This window comes from Herbidospora sp. RD11066 (assembly GCF_054661255.1).
In genome coordinates this window covers 224,248-240,508 of record NZ_BAAGDO010000002.1, presented here as the reverse complement: position 1 = coordinate 240,508, position 16,261 = coordinate 224,248, and the positions used below count along the sequence as shown (strand labels likewise).

Genomic DNA, 16,261 nt, shown 5'->3' with positions numbered 1-16,261 from the left:
GCCAGAAGCCTAGCCATGGTTCTCAGGTGATGTCTCTCCGCGTGGTCGTGAGGTTGGCGACCACGGCGAACACCACGGCGTAGCCGACCAGCACGAGCGCGCCGCCCCAGGCGGGCAGCAGGTTCGACTGCCCCAGCCCGGTGTCGATGTCGATGCTCAGCAACGCCTGGGACGCGCCGCCGGGCAGCCACTTGCCGACCGGCTGGAGCGCCGGGAAGGCGGCCAGGATCGACTCGATGACGTAGGCCCACACGATGCCGCCGATCAGCGCGGCGACCTGGTTGCGCACGAGCGCGCCGAGGCCGATGCCGAACAGGGCGTACAGGACCAGGGTGGCGAACACCCCGATGGTGAGCTGCGGGATGCGGCCGGAGGTCAGGTCGATCTCGCCGCCGCCGATCAGCACCGCGGTGATGGACACGACGGCGGTGAACAGCAGCGAGATGACCGCGAAGAACACCCCGATGATCACTCCGGCGCCGAGCTTGGCGGCGATGACGCGGCCCCGCTTGGGAGTGGTCAGGAAGGTGCCGGTGATCGTCTGGTAGCGGTATTCGCTCGTCATCAGCACGATGCCCAGGATCATCGTGAAGATGTTGGCCCCGGAGGCGAAGCTGAGGGCGAGCGGCAGCCACGCCGGGTCGTCGAGCGCGGGCAGGCCGGGCGCGCCGTTGGCGGGGGCCGACCCGGCCGAGGCGATCAGGAACGCCAGGCCGAACGCGGTGAAGGCGAACATGACCAGGGCCATCGCCCACCACAGGCGGGTGGTGAACAGCTTCTGGAGTTCGGCGCGGATCAGGTTCGTCACGGCTTGACCTCCTCGCCGGTCAGTTCGAGGAAGACGCTCTGCAGGTCGGAGCGCTCGTGGATGACCTCGGTGAGGAGCACCCGCTGGTCGAGGGCCAGGCGGCCGATCTCCTCGGCGTCCAGGCCCTTGACGCGGAGCACGCCCGGTTCGGTCTCCTCGACCTCGGCTCCGGCGGCGCGCAGGGCGGGGGCGAAGTCGTCCTTGGTCTTCACGCGGACCGCGCCGCCGCCGTTGCCGTTTCCGGTGAGCTCGGCGAGGGTGCCCTGGCGGACCATGCGGCCCTTGGCGATGATCACGACGTTGTCGACGGTCTGCTCGACCTCGGCCAGCACGTGGCTGGAGACCAGCACGGCCGCGCCGGTGTCGCGGGCCAGGTGCCGCAGGAAGCCGCGCAGCCACTGGATGCCCGCCGGGTCGAGGCCGTTGGCGGGTTCGTCCAGGATGAAGATCTTCGGCTGGCCGAGCAGCGCGCCCGCGAGGGCGAGGCGCTGGCGCATGCCGAGCGAGAAGCCGCCGACGCGCTTGGCGGCGGCGTCGGCGAGCCCGACCTGGTCGAGCGCCTCGTCGGGACGGGTGGCCGGGAGCCCGGCCGCCGTGCAGAGGATGCGCAGGTGGTCGCGGGCGGTGCGGCCCGGGTGGAAGCTGGTGGCCTCCAGAACCGCACCGACCTCGTTCAGGGGATGGGAGAGCGACGCGTACCGCCGGCCGTTGACCAGGGCCTCCCCCGAGTCGGGGGTGACCAGGCCGAGCAGGGAGCGAAGAGTGGTGGTCTTACCGGCGCCGTTCGGACCGAGGTAGCCCGTGACGGTTCCGGCCTCCACCGTGAAGGAGACGTCGTCGACGGCGCGGACGGCGCCGAACGATTTGCTGAGGTTCCGGATCTCTATGGCAGTCATGGCGTTTCAAGTCTTTACGCCAAGATCGATCCATTCCTCCTACCTGAAGACGATTTAGAGTCGGTAGATCCGACGAGCGTTCCCCGACCCGATCATCCCTGCGACCCGTTCCGCGTCACCCGCCGACCAGTCGCCCGCCTCGACCCGCGCGGCCAGCTCACGGGCCAGGACGGTCCGGTGCCGCAGCGCCCCCAGGTAGACGGTCTCGGCCACGCCCCATCCGCCGGAACCGAACATGATCTTGTGGAACGGCGCCAGGTCGAGCACCTGGGCCAGCCCGTCGCGCACGTCGATGTGCACATGCGGGAACGTCGCGGCCAGGAAGGCGGCCTGACGCTCGTACGGCGAGCAGTGCAGCAGGATCACCGGCACCCCGAGAGGCCCGAGCGCCCGGACGAACGGCGCCAGCAGGGTCGGGTCGGACCGGTGCAGCACCCCCAGCTCGACCCCCGAGTGGCCGCACGGGATCTGGAGCGGCATCGCCCGCTCGCGCGCCACGTCGACCCCGGTCCAGAGCAGATACCGCAGCAGCACCGGGTCGGTCAGGACGGCCTTCGGTTCGGCCGTGCGCCGCCCCGCCGCCGCCAGCACCGCGCCGCGCGCGGGCCGGACCGGGTCGATGTTGAGCCCGCAGCGGTAGCCGATCACGGTCGACAGCCCGACCGCCCGGGAGGCCCGCGCGGCGACCTCGCCGCGCAGCCGGTCGAGGTAGCCGCTCGCGCTGAGCCCCTCTTCCGCGACCTCCTGCTCTACCCGCTCCAGCCGGACGATCTCGTCGGAGGCCGCTCCCCCGAGCCGTCCCGTCTCGGCCACCGACAGCAGGTCGGGCGCGGCCTCGGTGCCGGTGTCGACCAGGAACGCGACCACCCCGGCCGCCCGCAGCAGCGTGCGGTTGACCTCGGCGGCGCCCAGCTCGGCGCGCCTGGCCAGGTAGACGGCGGCCGGCGCGTGCGGGTCGAGACCCAGGACGGGCGCGCACCAGCGCCGGATCGCGACGCCCTCGGGGGTGTCGAAATGGGTCGTCCCGGGCGGCGCGGAATGACCCGCCCGGGTGATCAGCGTCTCGAACTGCGCCCTGACCAGGGTGTCGCGGCGGACACCCTGGCAGTGGTGGTCGACGAGAGGCGCCGCCAGCGCCGCCCGGACCGGACCCGGCAACACCGGCGTCATTTCCTTCGTCCCCCTCGTTACGGCCTCTTGTAACAGGGTCAGGACTTTAGGGCCGGTGGCGCCGGGCGGTCAGGCGTTCGGTGCGATCTTTACCGCGCCAGCTTGAGCACGTTGGAGATGATCTTCGCTCCGGCGCCGCCCTCGGTGGTGAGGATCGACTCCGGGTGGAACTGCACCCCGAAGCGGCGGTTGACGACGTCCTCGATCGCCATCACGGCGCCGTCGGCGGTCGCCGCGGTGACCGTGAACCCCTGCACGCCCGGGTGCTTGGCGTGCAGCGAGTGGTAGCGGGCGGCGGTGAACGCCTCGGGCAGGCCGTCGAGCAGCGCGCTGTCGCCCTCGCGCTTGACCTGGCCGCGCTTGCCGTGCTCGGGGTAGGGCAGCAGGTCGAGCCGGCCGCCCGCCTGCTCGACCATGGCCTGGAGCCCGAGGCAGACGCCGAAGACGGGCAGGTTCCGGTCATACAGCGCGGTGACCAGCGCGTCGGTGCCGAAGTCGGTGGGCCAGCCGGGGCCGGGCGACAGGACGACCAGGGTCGGCGCGATCTCCTCGATCATCGCGATCGGGAAGCCGTGGCGCAGCGTGACGACCGTGGCGCCCTGCTGGCGGAAGTAGTCGGCCAGCGTGTTGACGAACGAGTCCTCGTGGTCGACGAGCAGGACCGTGTGGCCCTCGCCCGGCAGGTCTTTTTCGACGGCGGTGAGAACCTCCTCGCTCTTCCCCACTGCGGCGAGCGCCCCGAGCAGCGCGCTGGCCTTGAGCTCGGTCTCGCGCTCCTCGGCGTCGGGGTCGGAGTCGAACAGCAGGGTCGCGCCGGCCCGGACGGTCGCCACGCCGTTCTTGATCTGGGCGGTGCGCAGGGTGAGGCCGGTGTTCATCGAGCCGTCGAAGCCGATGAAGCCGACCGCGCCGCCGTACCAGCGGCGGGTGGTGGCCTCGTTGTCCTCGATGAACTGCATCGCCCACGTCTTCGGGGCGCCGGTGACGGTGACCGCCCACATGTGGGTGAGGAAGGCGTCGAGGGCGTCGAACTCGGGGCGCAGGTAGCCCTCGATGTGGTCGACGGTGTGGATCAGCCGCGAGTACATCTCGATCTGGCGGCGGCCGATGACCTTGACCGAGCCCGGGACGCAGATGCGCGACTTGTCGTTGCGGTCGACGTCGGTGCACATCGTCAGCTCCGACTCCTCCTTCACGCTGGACAGGAGGGTGCGGATCGCCTCGGCGTCCTCGACCGGGTTGGCGCCCCGGGCGATCGTGCCGGAGATCGGGCAGGTCTCGACGCGCTCGCCGCTGACGCGGACGTACATCTCCGGGGAGGCGCCGACCAGGTGCTCGCCCTCACCGATGCTGATGATGAACTCGTAGGGCGCCGGGTTGCTGGTGCGCAGGCCACGGTAGAAGGCGGGCGGGTCGTCGCAGGGCGCGTGGAAGACCTGGCCGGGGACGACCTCGAACAGGTCGCCGCGCTTGAACTTCTCCTTGGCCTTGGCGACGACGTCGGCGTAGGTGCCCCTGACCGGGTCGGCCGGGATGTCGGTCGCCTTGGTGAGCTCGGCGGAGTCGCCGGAGCGCGGCAGGCCCTTGGTGGAGGCGTCCTGGTAGGAGAACTCGTAGGTGTACTCCAGCACGGTCTCCTTCACCCGGTCGATCACCACGAGGCGGTCGGGCAGGTGGAGGACCAGGTCGCGCTGGTCGGCGGGGCGTTCCAGTGCGTACCGGATCGGTTCGAACTGGAAGGCCAGGTCGTAGCCGAAGGCGCCGTACAGGCCGAGGTGCGGGTCGTTGCCCTTGAACGCGGCGATGACCTCGCGGATCGCGGTGAAGACCGTCGGCCGCCGGGAGCGCATCTCCTCGGGGAGCCACTCGTCGGACGGGTGGACCTCGACCTCGGTGAAGGTGTCGGTGGGCGTGCCGACGACCTCTCCGGCGGCGCGGAGACAGGCCGCGACGGCGGGGAGCACGACGGCGCCCCGGTCGTTGAGCGCGCGGGCCGAGATGCGGCGGCCCTTCGCGACGAGTTCGAGGCAGGGGTCGGCGTAGCCGAAGGCCCATCGGCTGTATCTGCCCGGATAGTCCATGCCCGAGGAGAACGCCCCGCCCCGGCGGGTGCCGAGTGAGTCGACGATCTCCTCCAGAGCCGCCTCGGGCACGGCGCGCACCACGCGCTCGACCCCGATGCCGCCCGCCGTGGTGTAACCGCTGGTCTCCACTGTCGCCCCTTGATCCACTTGAGGCCCCGGGGGCGGAAACACAGAAGGCCGCCCTCATTCCCGGGGCGGCCTGTTTCGATTCGCGAGAAACCTGAGCTAGGGGCCGCCGTTAGCGGCGCCACCACTGCTGCTGAGGAATTCGCATGTCGCACACGATAACACGCGCGGCCCCGCATGTCGGGCAAATGCGTGGGCAGGCGGCGACTCGGCGTGTCCGTTCCGTCGGGGGGCGGGTGACCGCTCGGCGCGCCCAGTCTGCCGCTTGTCGACGGGAGCTCCCCCGGTGATCTACCGGTGTGACACGGGTCACTTTACGCTCCAATCGACAACTTGTCGGAAGGAGAGTCCGTTGACGGAACCACGCTCCCCCAGATCGGACCGCAGCCCGTGGAACTGGGTGTTGCTGCCCGCCGTCGTCATCCCGCTCGTCCCGCTGCTGTTCAACCATGAGGAACCCCGGCTGCTCGGCATCCCGCTGTTCTACTGGCTCCAGCTCGTCTTCATCCTGGTCAGCGTGGCGGCGACCCTGATCGTCTACCGGGTGACCCGCCGATGAACGAGCACATCACCGAGATCGTCGTCTTCACGGCGCTGTTCCTGCTGGTCAGCGGCATGGGCTTCGTGGCCTCGCGGTGGCGGCGGGCCGACAACCTGGCCTCGCTCAACGAGTGGGGGCTGGGCGGGCGCAACTTCGGGTCGTGGATCACCTGGTTCCTGGTGGGTGGCGACCTCTACACCGCGTACACCTTCGTGGCGGTGCCCGCGCTGCTGTTCGGGGCCGGGGCGATGGGGTTCTTCGCGGTTCCCTACACGGTCATCGTCTATCCGCTGGTCATGCTGGTGCTGGTCCGGCTGTGGTCGGTGTCGCACGTGCACGGGCTGGTCACACCGGCCGATTTCGTGCGGGTACGTTTCGGGTCGCCGACCCTGGCGCTGCTGGTCGCCGTCACGGGGATCGTGGCGACGATGCCGTACATCGCGTTGCAGCTCATCGGCATCGAGGCCGTGCTGAAGACGATGGGGGTGACCGGGGACCTGCCGCTGATCATCGCGTTCGCGATCCTGGCGGCGTACACCTACCAGAGTGGCCTGAGGGCTCCGGCGCTGATCGCGTTCGTGAAGGACATCCTCATCTACGTCGTGATCCTCGTCGCGGTGATCTACATCCCGGCGCGGCTGGGCGGGTTCGGGTCGATCTTCGACGCGGCCGAGGCCAAGTTCGCCGCGACGCCCGCGCCCGGTGACGGGATCCTGCTCAACGCCAACAACCAGCTGCAGTACATCACCCTGGCGCTCGGCTCGGCGCTGGCGCTGTTCCTCTATCCGCACAGCGTGACCGGGGTGCTGGCGTCGCGGTCGCGCGACGTGATCAAGCGGAACATGTCGGCGCTGCCCGCCTACAGCCTCCTGCTGGGGCTGATCGCGCTGCTCGGCTACATGGCCATCGCGGCCGGGGTCACCCCGATCGGGACCGACGTGAACACGGTCGTGCCGCAGCTGTTCGACCAGATGTTCCCCGACTGGTTCACCGGGGTCGCGTTCGCGGCCATCGGCATCGGCGCGCTGGTGCCGGCGGCGATCATGTCGATCGCGGCGGCGAACCTGTTCACCAGGAACATCTACAAGGAGTACCTCCGCAGGGACGCCACCGACGCGCAGGAGGCCAGGGTCAGCAAGCTGACCTCGCTCGTCGTGAAGGTCGGCGCGGTGCTGTGCATCCTGCTGATCGACCCGCAGTTCTCGATCGACCTCCAGCTCATCGGCGGGGTGATCATCCTGCAGACGCTGCCGTCGGTGGCGCTGGGCCTGTTCACCCGCTGGTTCCACCGCGTGGGGCTGATCGCGGGCTGGGCGGCCGGGATGACGGCCGGGATGGTGCTGCTCTACAACATCTCGAACCCGGCCAACGGCCACGCCCACTTCGGCGGCTCGGCGTTCCCGCTGGGCAAGCTCGGCTTCGACACGTCGATGACGATCTACGCGGGGTTCCTGGCGCTGCTGGTCAACCTGGTCGTCGCCGTCGTGGCGACGCTGCTGGCCCGGCGTCTCGGGTCGGCCGACGGCGTGGACGGCACCGCGCCCTCCGACTACACCGCCGACGCCGGTGACCCTCAGGTGAAGGAGGACCTGGAGGTGGCTCCGACCCCTTAACTTACGGCGCCTTTACATCGTAGATTCAAAGGCGGTTCTCACGTGGTCTTCATCCGTGCTTCCTAGCGTGAACGTCATGACAGACCACGACGAAGGCAAACGGGTCAGCCGGCGCACGATGATCGCCGGGGTGGGTTCGATCGGCCTGGGCGCGCTGCTCGCGGCGTGCGGATCGGGCGGCTCCACCCCGGTGACGACCTCCACCGGATCAACGGCGACCATCACTCCCCAGGCCGCTTCCGGTGACCTGACGGCACTCTTCGAATCCTCCGGTACGTGTACCCTGACCGCCTCCACCACCCAGGGGCCCTACTACTTCGACGCGGACAAGATCCGGTCGGACATCCGCGAAGATCGGCCGGGGAAGCGGCTCGACGTGGCGATCCGGGTGCGCGACAGCGAGACGTGCGAGCCGCTGAAGGACGCGGTGGTGGAGATCTGGCACTGCGACGCGGGCGGCAACTACTCGGGCGCCGAATCGCAGTCGGCGGGACGACCCGGCGGCGGGGGCACGGGCGATCTGGTGCCCACCGATGACCACCGCTATCTGCGCGGGGCGCAGGTGACCAACGCTGAGGGGATCGTCACGTTCACCACGATCTGGCCGGGGTGGTACCGGGGTCGTACCGTGCACATCCATGCCATGGTCCACGTGGGGCAGGACCGGACCCTCACCACCCAGATGATGTTCGACGAGGCCCTGAACGACGTGGTCATGGCGGCGGAGCCGTACACGGGACGGGGTGAGCGGGACACCCGCAACGAGAACGACTCGATCTTCCGGAGCGGCATGGTCATGAAGACCGTCGCGGCCGCCGACGGCTACCAGGGCGCGATCACCTTCAACGTCGACCCCGACCACGACGGCGTGTAGCCCCTCCCCTCCATCGGTGGGATCATCGGCGGGCACCGAACGCAGCGGGAGGGGAACGCCGATGACAGATCCGGCGCCAACGGGGGACGGCCTGCGCAGGGCCAGTGCGACGGCGGGACGGATCCTGATCCTGATCGCCCTGACGGCGGTCATCCTGTGGATCGTCTACCAGGTCAGAGCCGTCGCGATCAGCGTCGTGTTCGCGATCTTCATCACCGCGCTGATGATGCCCCCGGCGCGCAGACTGCGACAATGGGGGCTGAACCGGACGCTGTCGACGCTGCTCGCCTTCGTCGGGGTGCTGGCCGTGCTGGCGGGGTTCATCGCGCTGCTCGTGCCGCCGACGATCGACGGCTTCGCCGAGCTCAGCAACAGCGTCGGCAAGGTGATCACCGACCTCCAGGTCACGGCGGCCGGGTTCGGCTTCGACGAGGCGCGCATCCAGGTGCTGGTCCAGGAGGGCCAGAAGTGGGTGACCGACCGCGGCCAGGAGATCGCCTCCGGCGCGTGGACGGGCCTGCAGACCATCGGCGAGATCATGGTCGGCGCGGTGCTGGCGCTGATCCTGGCCGTCTACCTCGTGCACGGCGGCGACCAGCTGGTCAGGTGGGTGGCCGACCTGTCGCCGCGCGGCAGCCGCGCGCACATCATGACGACGAGCCGGATCGTGTTCGACGTGGTCGGGCGCTACGTCCGGGGCGTCGCGGCGGTCGGCTTCGTCGACGCGTTCTTCATCGGCATGGCGCTGTGGATCATGGGGGTCCCGATCGCCCTGCCGCTGGCGGTGCTGACGTTCGTGGGGGCGTTCCTGCCGGTCATCGGTGCCCTGTTCGCCGGGCTGCTGGCAGCGGTGGTCGCCTTCGTGGCCAAGGGCTGGATCGTGGCGGTGATCGTGATCGCGGTGACGATCCTCGTGCAGCAGCTCGAAGGCCACGTGCTGGCCCCGATGATCTACGGGAAGGCGCTCGACCTGCCGGGCGCGGTGATCCTGCTCGCCCTGACGGTCGGCAGCGTCGTCGCGGGCATCATCGGCGCGTTCCTGGCGGCCCCGGTGACCTCGGTGATCGTGGCCCTGATCCGCAACGCCCAGGGCCGCTCCCCCGACTCCGGCCCGCCCGCGTCACCCCCTGCCCCGCCTCCACCTCCGCCCGCGCCCGCTCCGGTTCCGCCGAAGCCCGCAGTGGCATGAGCTGGGAGTGGGACGACACGCTCTTCCGGGGAGCCGCCGCCCACTACCAGCGCGGCCGGCTCCCCTACGCCCCCGGCTACCCCGAACGCCTGGCCGCCCTTCTCGGCCTGGACGCCGGTAGCCGCCTGCTCGACGTCGGCTGCGGCCCGGGGACGGTGGCCCTCGCCATGGCCCCGTTCGCCGCTGAGGTGATCGGCCTCGACCCCGACGACGACATGCTGGCCGAGGCCGCCCGCCAGGCGGCCCGCCGCGGCGTGACCAACGTCCGCTGGGTCCCCGGCCGCGCCGAGGACCTGCCGGGCGACCTGGGAGGGTTCCAGGCCGTCATCTTCGCCCAGTCGTTCCACTGGGTGGACCGCGACGCCGTCGCCGCCGCCGTGCTGCGGATGCTGCCTCCCGGGGGCGCGTTCGTGCAGGTGGGCAACGTGAAAGACGTGCCGCGGCCGCAGTACGAGCGGATCGGTGAGCTGGTGCGGCGCTACCTCGGGCCGGTGCGGCGGGCGGGCCAGGGCGTGCTCGTGAACGGCACACCGGGGCGGGAGGATCTCGTCCTGGCACGGGCCGGGTTCGTGGACTTCGAACGCCACGTGGTCCCGGCCGGAGACCTGATCGCCCGCACCACCGACGACCTGGTGGCGTGGACGTTCTCCCGCTCCGACTCCGCCCCCCACCTGTTCGGCGACCGCCTGGCCGACTTCGAACGCGACCTGCGCGCCCTGCTGTCAGCGGACGGAGACTTCGCCGAACGGCTACCGGACACCGAACTCAGAATCTGGCGCAGGCCGCCCATTCGAGGAACCGGTTGACGTGAGCCTCGGCCGGTGAGGTCGTGACGGCGACCTCGCCGGCGACGATCTCGCCGCCGGTGCCGTCGAGGCTGAGGACGTCGCCTTCCTCGAGGACTCGGGCGCCCACCTGGATGGAGCCGGGCGCCACGGTCAGGCCCGCGACGCCGACCACGGCGGGTTTGCGCATCGCGCGGGCGACCACCGCCGCGTGGCTGGCCGGGCCGCCCCTCGCGGTGACGATGCCGGTGGCGGCGGCGATGCCGCGCAGGTCGAGCGGGGAGGTCTCCGGGCGGACCAGGATGACCGGACCCTCCGCCGCCATGCGGACGGCCGCCTCCGAGCTGGTGGCGATGCGTCCCGTCGCCACGCCGGGGCAGGCGCCCAGGCCCCGGGCCAGGACGTCGGCGGGGTGGGCGATGCGGGGAGTGCGTATCTGCCGGAGGTCGTCGGGGGTCACCCTCCGGAGCGCTTCGGCGCGGTCGATGAGGCCCTCGTCGGCCAGGTCGGTCGCGACGCGGATGGCGGCGGTGCCGGTGAAGCGGCCCGGTCGGACCTGGAGGAGCCACAGCCTGCCGCTCTCGTAGGTGAACTCCAGGTAGCAGGCGTCGCGGTAGTGCGCCTCGACGCGCGCCATCGCATGAGTCAGGTCGGCCCACACCTCGGGTTCGCGGGCGGCCAGGTCGTGGAGGCCCCACGGATGTTCCCGGCCGGAGACGACCGCGTCGCCCCGGCGGGCGAACAGGACGTCGCCGGACGGAGCCGGGGCGCCCGTCGACGGATCGCGGGTGAAGGCCACGCCGGTGCCGCTGTGGGGGTCGCGGTCTCCGTACACCATGGTCTGAACGATCACGGCGGTGCCCAGGTCGTGGGGGATGCCGTGGAGGTCGCGGTAGGTCCTGGCCCGGGGGGTGTGCCACGACTCGAAGACCTCGACCACCGCCTCCGGCAACGGAGAAGCAGGGAGGTCGAGGAGGGTGGTCATCATGCCGGGCATCGAGACGCTCGCGCCGGATCGTACCGAGACCCTGTCTGCGGGAAGGCCCGCCACGGCGGTGGAGAGCTCCTCCGCGAGGCCGGGGGGAAGGCAGCGGTCGCGCAGATAGGCGCGGCAGGCGTCGGTGCCGATGACGAAGCCGGGCGGTACGGGCAGACCGAGGCGGCCCAGCACGACGAGGCCGTGGGCCTTGCCTCCGAGGAGCTCGACCGGCGCCTCCGAGGTGAGCGGGTGGATCCACCTCATCGCGGGATGCCCAGCGTGACCAGCAGGTCTTCGTGAAGCTGGAACCAGATGACGTGGTAGGACGCCATGTCGTCGGTGACGAACTCCCGCTCCCCCGCGTTGGCCCTGGTCAGCGCCTCGGTGAGTCTCGGGCGGTATCCGGCGAACCTGGACAGCGCCCGCGCCAGGGTGGCGAGGACCGTGTCGGCGCGGCGGTCGAGGTCGGCCAGCAGGGAGAGGACGCGGGCGTCGCCGGCCGTGCCCGTCTGCCACGCCGTGCAGAGGTCGAGCAGTTCGGTGTTCAGCGGGAGGAACCGGTCGAGGGCCTCGGTCACGGCGGGCCGGGCACCGGCGGCGTCGAGTTCGGCGGCGACGCGGGCGGCGTGCTCGGTCTTTCCGGCCGGGGTGACGCCCCAGCCGCCGAAATAGCCCGGTTCGTAGATCACCAGCCCGGCCACGGCCAGGTCGATCAGCTCCGACTGGACGTCGGACTCGCCGCGCCCGGTCGCCTGCGCCAGCCGCGGCAGGGTGGTGAAGCCCATGCAGCGCAGCGTGTTGAGCACCAGCATCTCCATGGGCACCAGAGAATACTCCCACCATCCAGATGATGAGAACATCCGAAGTGGCCCTAAATGGATTGCCGCCCGATCTCGCCCGCGAGGATGCTCGGCCGCACAGGCACACGAGAGGAAGAACATCGCCATGTCCGCATCCAGCACGTCCCCGCCCGAGGTCCGCACGACGGCCGGAACCCTTCGTGGTGACCGCGAGTCGGGACTGGCGGTCTTCCGCGGCGTCCCGTTCGCCGAACCGCCGGTCGGCGCGCTGCGGTTCGGCGCGCCGCGGCCGGTGCGGAGCTGGGACGGCGTGCGCCCGGCCCTCGCCTACGGGCCGCCGCCTCCCCAGTCGGCCGTGCTCGCCACCACGTCGAGCACCACCGGGGACGACTGGCTGACGGTCAACGTCTGGACGCCCTCACTGGACCGGGACGCCGGGCTGCCGGTGATGGTGTGGATCCCCGGCGGTGGTTACGCCATGGGCCACTCCGGCCTGCCCGACTACGACGGCGCCCACCTGGCCGCGAGCGGGACCGTGGTCGTGACGCTCAACTACCGGCTCGGGATCGAGGGGTTCGCGCAGATCGAGGGGGCTCCGGCCAACCGGGGGCTGCTCGACCAGGTCGCGGCGCTGGAGTGGGTGCGGGACAACATCGGGGCGTTCGGCGGTGACCCCGGCCGGGTCACGGTCTTCGGGCAGTCGGCGGGCGGCGGGTCGGTCGCCGCGCTGCTCGCGATGCCGCGCGCCGCCGGACTGTTCCACCGGGCGGTCGCACAGAGCGTGCCGGGGACGTTCTTCTCCCCCGAGCTGGCCGCCGACCTCGCCGCCGCCTTCGCGGCCGAACTCGGGGTCGAGCCCACCGTGGCCGGGCTGTCGACGGTGGACCCCGAACTGCTGCCCGTCGCCGGTGACGCGGTCTTCGCCAAGATGGATCAGTGGCGGGAGCGCTGGGGTCGGATCACCCACCGGCCGATCCCGTACGCGCCCGTCGTCGACGGCGACGTGCTGCCGGCGACCCCGTGGGCCGCGCTGGCCGGCGGCGCCGCCCGGGACGTCGAGCTCCTCGTCGGGCACACCCGGGACGAACACCGGCTGTTCAGCCTGATCGACGGCGTGCTCGGCCAGGTCACCCGCGAGCAGACCGAGGCCGCCCTGCACGCCCTCGCCCCCGGCACCGCCTACCGCGAGGCGTTCCCGGACGCCTCCGACGAGGAGGTGTACGAGCTGGTCAACGCCGACTGGCTGTTCCGGATGCCGAGCGTCCTGCTGGCCGACGCGCAGGTGGCGGGCGGCGGGCGGGCCCACCTCTACGAGCTGACCTGGGCCGCCCCGGGCATGGGCGGCGCGCTCGGCTCCTGCCACGGGCTGGACGTGCCGCTCGTCTTCGGCAACCTGGGCAGCGGGCAGACCGCCATGCTGATCGGCGACCCGCCCTCCCCGGAGGCGGCCGAGCTGTCCGCGGAGATCCGGGAGGCGTGGACGGCCTTCGCCGCGCACGGCGACCCGGGCTGGCCCGCCTACGACCCCGATCGGCGGCTCACCAGGATCTTCGACACGCCCTCGACGGTGGGCGCCTACCCGGAGGAGGTCTCCCGGGCTTTGTGGCGGGAATACCGGTTCCCGCCGCTGCCGTTGACGGATCGCGGCTAATCTCCCGGTGGAGGCATGACCCCCGCACCATTCGGCGCCGATCCCTGGAGGGTTCTCATGCTTCCCCGTCTGGAGCAACTGGGCCACGCCCACTTCGGCGCCGCGGGCACCGCCCACTCCTCCGCGTCCGACGACGGCGCGATCCGTGCCGCGCTCGACGTCGACGAGCCGACCTACCCGTTCGTGCTGGTCTCGGGGCCGGGCGCGGCCCACGACCTGTTCGAGGCGATCCGCGCGACCCTTCCGGCCGACACCCCGGTGCTGCTTCCGGCGTCCGGCCGGGCGCTGGCCGCGATGGTCGAAGACGGCCTGCCGTTCTCCGACGGCAGGCCGGGGCTGGTCTATCTCGACGGCCTCACCGACGACGATCTGCTCGCGCTGACGCCCGACGTCCTCGACGAGATCCTCGACGAGGCGGTGCTGGCCGCGACCAGGCCCGGCACAACCGACGAGCGCTGCGCCGACGGACTGCGGGCCGCCTACCGGGTGGCCATGGAGTCGGGCCATCCCGACCACGCTCCCGACGCCGCGATGCGGCTGGCCGAACTCCTCTACGACGCGCTGGAGTTCGACGCGGCGCGCGCCGCCTACCAGGCCGCCATCGACTCCGGCCATCCCGACGAGACCCCCAACGCGTATGTCAGCCTGGGCGTGCTGCTCGGTGACCTGGGCGACGTCGCGGGCGAGATCGCCGCCTACCGGCGCGCGATCGACTCGGGTCACGCCGACTACGCGCCGATGGCGGCGTACAACCTCGGCATCGTCTACCGGGAGCTGGGCGACGTCCCGGCGGCGCGGGCCGCCTACCGGCTGGCCGTCGATTCCGGTCATGTACGTCACGCGTCGGCGGCGGGCAACAATCTGGGGTTCCTGCTGGTCGAGCAGGGCGACCATGAGGGGGCGCGGGCGGCGTTCCAGGGCGCCATCGACCTGGGCGATCCCGATCGGTCGGTGATGGCGGCGTACAACCTGGGCGTGCTGCTCGGCGACATGGGCGACGTCGCGGGCGAGATCGCCGCCTACCGGCGCGCGGTCGAGGCGGGGCACGCCGAGCACAGCCCGCAGGCGGCCTACAACCTCGGGTACGTCCTCGACGAGCAGGGTGATCACGAGGGGGCGCGGGCGGCCTACCAGGCGGCCATCGACTCGGGGCATCCGGCGCAGGCGCCGTGGGCGGCGTTCAACCTCGGCGTGATGCTCGGCTCCCTCGACGACAGCGCGGGCGAGGAGGCGGCCCTGCTGTTCGCCGTCGGTTCCGGCCACCCCCACTTCGCCCCGAAAGCCGCCTACTACCTGGGCATCTGTTACGAGAACCTCGACGACATCGAGGCGGCGCGGGCGGCCTACCAGGTCGCGGCCGACTCGGGCCACGACGTCGCGGCCGAGGCCCGGATGGCCCTCGACGACCTGCCGACCCCCTGAGTCAACTCCCGCAGGGCGGCGGCGAGGCGGTCGACGTCGGCGGTCGTGGTGAACAGGGCCGGGGTGACGCGGACGCAGTCGCCCTTCGCGAGGCCGCCCCGGCGGACCGTGAAGATGCGGTGACGGTCGTAGAGGTGGTCGACGATCGCGGTGTTGTCGGCCTCCGACGTGCGGCCGCTGAGGCGGAAGGCGGTCATGCCGCCGTACATCGACGGGTCGTCGGGGGTGAGGATCTCGATCGGCAGGTCGCGGACCTGGCCGACCCAGCGGTCGCGCAGGTGGCGCAGGCGGGCCTCCTTCACCGGGGCGCCGAGGGTCTCGTGGAAGTCGAGGGCGGCGCCGACGCTCAGGATCGGGGCGACGTCCATCGTGCCGGAGTGGACGCGGGAGCGGATGTCGGCCTTCTGTGACTCGTCGCCGAAGACGGGGTCGATGGCGTTCAGGCGCTCCTTGCGGATGTAGAGGAAGCCGCTGCCGAGCGGGGCGCCCATCCACTTGTGCAGGGAGAACACGCCGAAGTCGGCGCCGAGGTCGGGCAGGGTGAAGTCGAGGTGGCCCCAGGAGTGGGCGGCGTCGACGATCACGTCGACGCCCTTCTCGCGGGCCATCGCGACGATCTCCCGCACCGGGACGACCAGGCCGGTGATGTTGTTCATGTGGCTCAGCAGGAGCAGCTTGAGGCGCGGTGTCTCCAGCGCGGCGGCGTAGGTGTCGAGCACGGCCTCGCGGGTGGCCGGTTCGGGGATGACCAGGCGTTCGACGCGGGCGCCGTGCCGGGCGGCGAGCCAGCGCAGGGCCGACTGGCCGGTGTGGAAGTCGAGGTCGGCGTACATGACCGCGTCGCCCGGGGTCAGGCCGCGGTAGCCGGTGATGAGGTTCTGGAGCGCCTCGGTGCCGCCCCTGGTGAAGGCGATCTCCTCTTTCGTCACGCCGAGGAGTCCGGCGACGCGGGCGGCGATGTCGTCCGCCTTCTGCCGGTACTGGGTGCGCAGCAGGCGGCTGTTCTCGGCGTTGAGCAGGTCGGCGTAGGCGTGGTAGGCCAGCCGCACGGGCTCGGGCATGCTCCCGAAGTAGCCGTTCTCCAGGTTGACGAAGTCGGGGCTGACCCGGAACTGCCGGGCGACACCCTGCCAGTACGACTCGTTCCCGGACGGCCGGGCGAGGGCGGTGGCGGGGGCCGCCTGGATCGACCGGATCGACAGGACCGACAGCGGCAGGCCGGTGAGCATCGCGCGGCGTGACAGGGTCACGGCCCCTCCTTGATCGGCATGAGGGGGGCGATCGATTATCCGCCGGTCGCGACACCCGCGACGGCATCCGGAG

14 protein-coding genes are annotated in these 16,261 nt (G+C 71.4%); 7 read left to right on the top strand and 7 right to left on the bottom strand.

Annotated features, from left to right (window positions below; all coding sequences use genetic code 11):
• Window positions 1–22: 22 nt before the first annotated feature.
• The 4 genes from ACYQ78_RS07510 to ACYQ78_RS07495 form a co-directional block, all read right to left on the bottom strand.
• A complete protein-coding gene (locus ACYQ78_RS07510; protein ID WP_459799993.1) occupies window positions 23–808 on the bottom strand; it encodes an ABC transporter permease in 786 nt (261 codons plus the stop codon).
• Entirely contained in the window at window positions 805–1,704 is a 900-nt protein-coding gene (locus ACYQ78_RS07505) for an ABC transporter ATP-binding protein (protein ID WP_459799992.1), read from the bottom strand. The genes ACYQ78_RS07510 and ACYQ78_RS07505 overlap by 4 nt, the downstream gene beginning before the upstream one ends.
• A gap of 54 nt (window positions 1,705–1,758) precedes the next feature.
• Window positions 1,759–2,874, bottom strand: a complete 1,116-nt coding sequence (locus tag ACYQ78_RS07500; RefSeq protein WP_459799991.1) for an amidohydrolase family protein — start codon at window positions 2,872–2,874, stop codon at window positions 1,759–1,761.
• 89 nt (window positions 2,875–2,963) lie between these two features.
• Window positions 2,964–5,087 (bottom strand): anthranilate synthase component I, encoded by a 2,124-nt coding sequence (locus tag ACYQ78_RS07495; protein ID WP_459799990.1) that lies wholly within the window; start codon window positions 5,085–5,087, stop codon window positions 2,964–2,966.
• 349 nt (window positions 5,088–5,436) lie between these two features.
• On the opposite strand from ACYQ78_RS07495, the gene ACYQ78_RS07490 reads away from it, so the two are divergent.
• The 5 genes from ACYQ78_RS07490 (at window position 5,437) to ACYQ78_RS07470 (ending at window position 10,107) form a co-directional block, all read left to right on the top strand.
• Window positions 5,437–5,643 (top strand): DUF3311 domain-containing protein, encoded by a 207-nt coding sequence (locus tag ACYQ78_RS07490; protein ID WP_459799989.1) that lies wholly within the window; start codon window positions 5,437–5,439, stop codon window positions 5,641–5,643.
• A complete protein-coding gene (mctP, locus tag ACYQ78_RS07485) occupies window positions 5,640–7,238 on the top strand; it encodes a monocarboxylate uptake permease MctP (RefSeq protein ID WP_459799988.1) in 1,599 nt (532 codons plus the stop codon). The genes ACYQ78_RS07490 and mctP overlap by 4 nt, the downstream gene beginning before the upstream one ends.
• 76 nt (window positions 7,239–7,314) lie before the next feature.
• Window positions 7,315–8,112, top strand: a complete 798-nt coding sequence (locus tag ACYQ78_RS07480; RefSeq protein ID WP_459799987.1) for an intradiol ring-cleavage dioxygenase — start codon at window positions 7,315–7,317, stop codon at window positions 8,110–8,112.
• 61 nt (window positions 8,113–8,173) lie between these two features.
• On the top strand, window positions 8,174–9,301 hold the full coding sequence (locus ACYQ78_RS07475) for an AI-2E family transporter (protein WP_459799986.1): 1,128 nt from the start codon (window positions 8,174–8,176) through the stop codon (window positions 9,299–9,301).
• Window positions 9,298–10,107 carry a class I SAM-dependent methyltransferase gene (locus ACYQ78_RS07470; protein WP_459799985.1) on the top strand — a complete coding sequence of 270 codons (810 nt, stop codon included), beginning with the start codon at window positions 9,298–9,300 and terminating at the stop codon, window positions 10,105–10,107. Before ACYQ78_RS07475 ends, ACYQ78_RS07470 begins: the two co-directional genes overlap by 4 nt.
• Here the strand turns inward: ACYQ78_RS07470 and ACYQ78_RS07465 are convergent.
• The gene (locus tag ACYQ78_RS07465; protein WP_459799984.1) at window positions 10,067–11,329 is read right to left on the bottom strand and encodes a PEP/pyruvate-binding domain-containing protein; all 1,263 of its coding nucleotides are present in this window, start codon (window positions 11,327–11,329) and stop codon (window positions 10,067–10,069) included. The two genes, ACYQ78_RS07470 and ACYQ78_RS07465, sit on opposite strands and share 41 nt — an antisense overlap.
• Entirely contained in the window at window positions 11,326–11,883 is a 558-nt protein-coding gene (locus tag ACYQ78_RS07460; RefSeq protein WP_459800739.1) for a transcriptional regulator, read from the bottom strand. The genes ACYQ78_RS07465 and ACYQ78_RS07460 overlap by 4 nt, the downstream gene beginning before the upstream one ends.
• 127 nt (window positions 11,884–12,010) lie before the next feature.
• Here ACYQ78_RS07460 and ACYQ78_RS07455 point away from each other — a divergent pair, with 127 nt between their 5' ends.
• Window positions 12,011–13,516 (top strand): carboxylesterase/lipase family protein, encoded by a 1,506-nt coding sequence (locus tag ACYQ78_RS07455; protein WP_459799983.1) that lies wholly within the window; start codon window positions 12,011–12,013, stop codon window positions 13,514–13,516.
• A gap of 57 nt (window positions 13,517–13,573) precedes the next feature.
• A complete protein-coding gene (locus ACYQ78_RS07450) occupies window positions 13,574–14,938 on the top strand; it encodes a tetratricopeptide repeat protein (protein WP_459799982.1) in 1,365 nt (454 codons plus the stop codon).
• Here ACYQ78_RS07450 and ACYQ78_RS07445 read toward each other — a convergent pair.
• On the bottom strand, window positions 14,860–16,188 hold the full coding sequence (locus tag ACYQ78_RS07445; protein WP_459799981.1) for an aminotransferase class V-fold PLP-dependent enzyme: 1,329 nt from the start codon (window positions 16,186–16,188) through the stop codon (window positions 14,860–14,862). The genes ACYQ78_RS07450 and ACYQ78_RS07445 overlap by 79 nt on opposite strands.
• Between the last annotated feature and the right edge of the window lie 73 nt (window positions 16,189–16,261).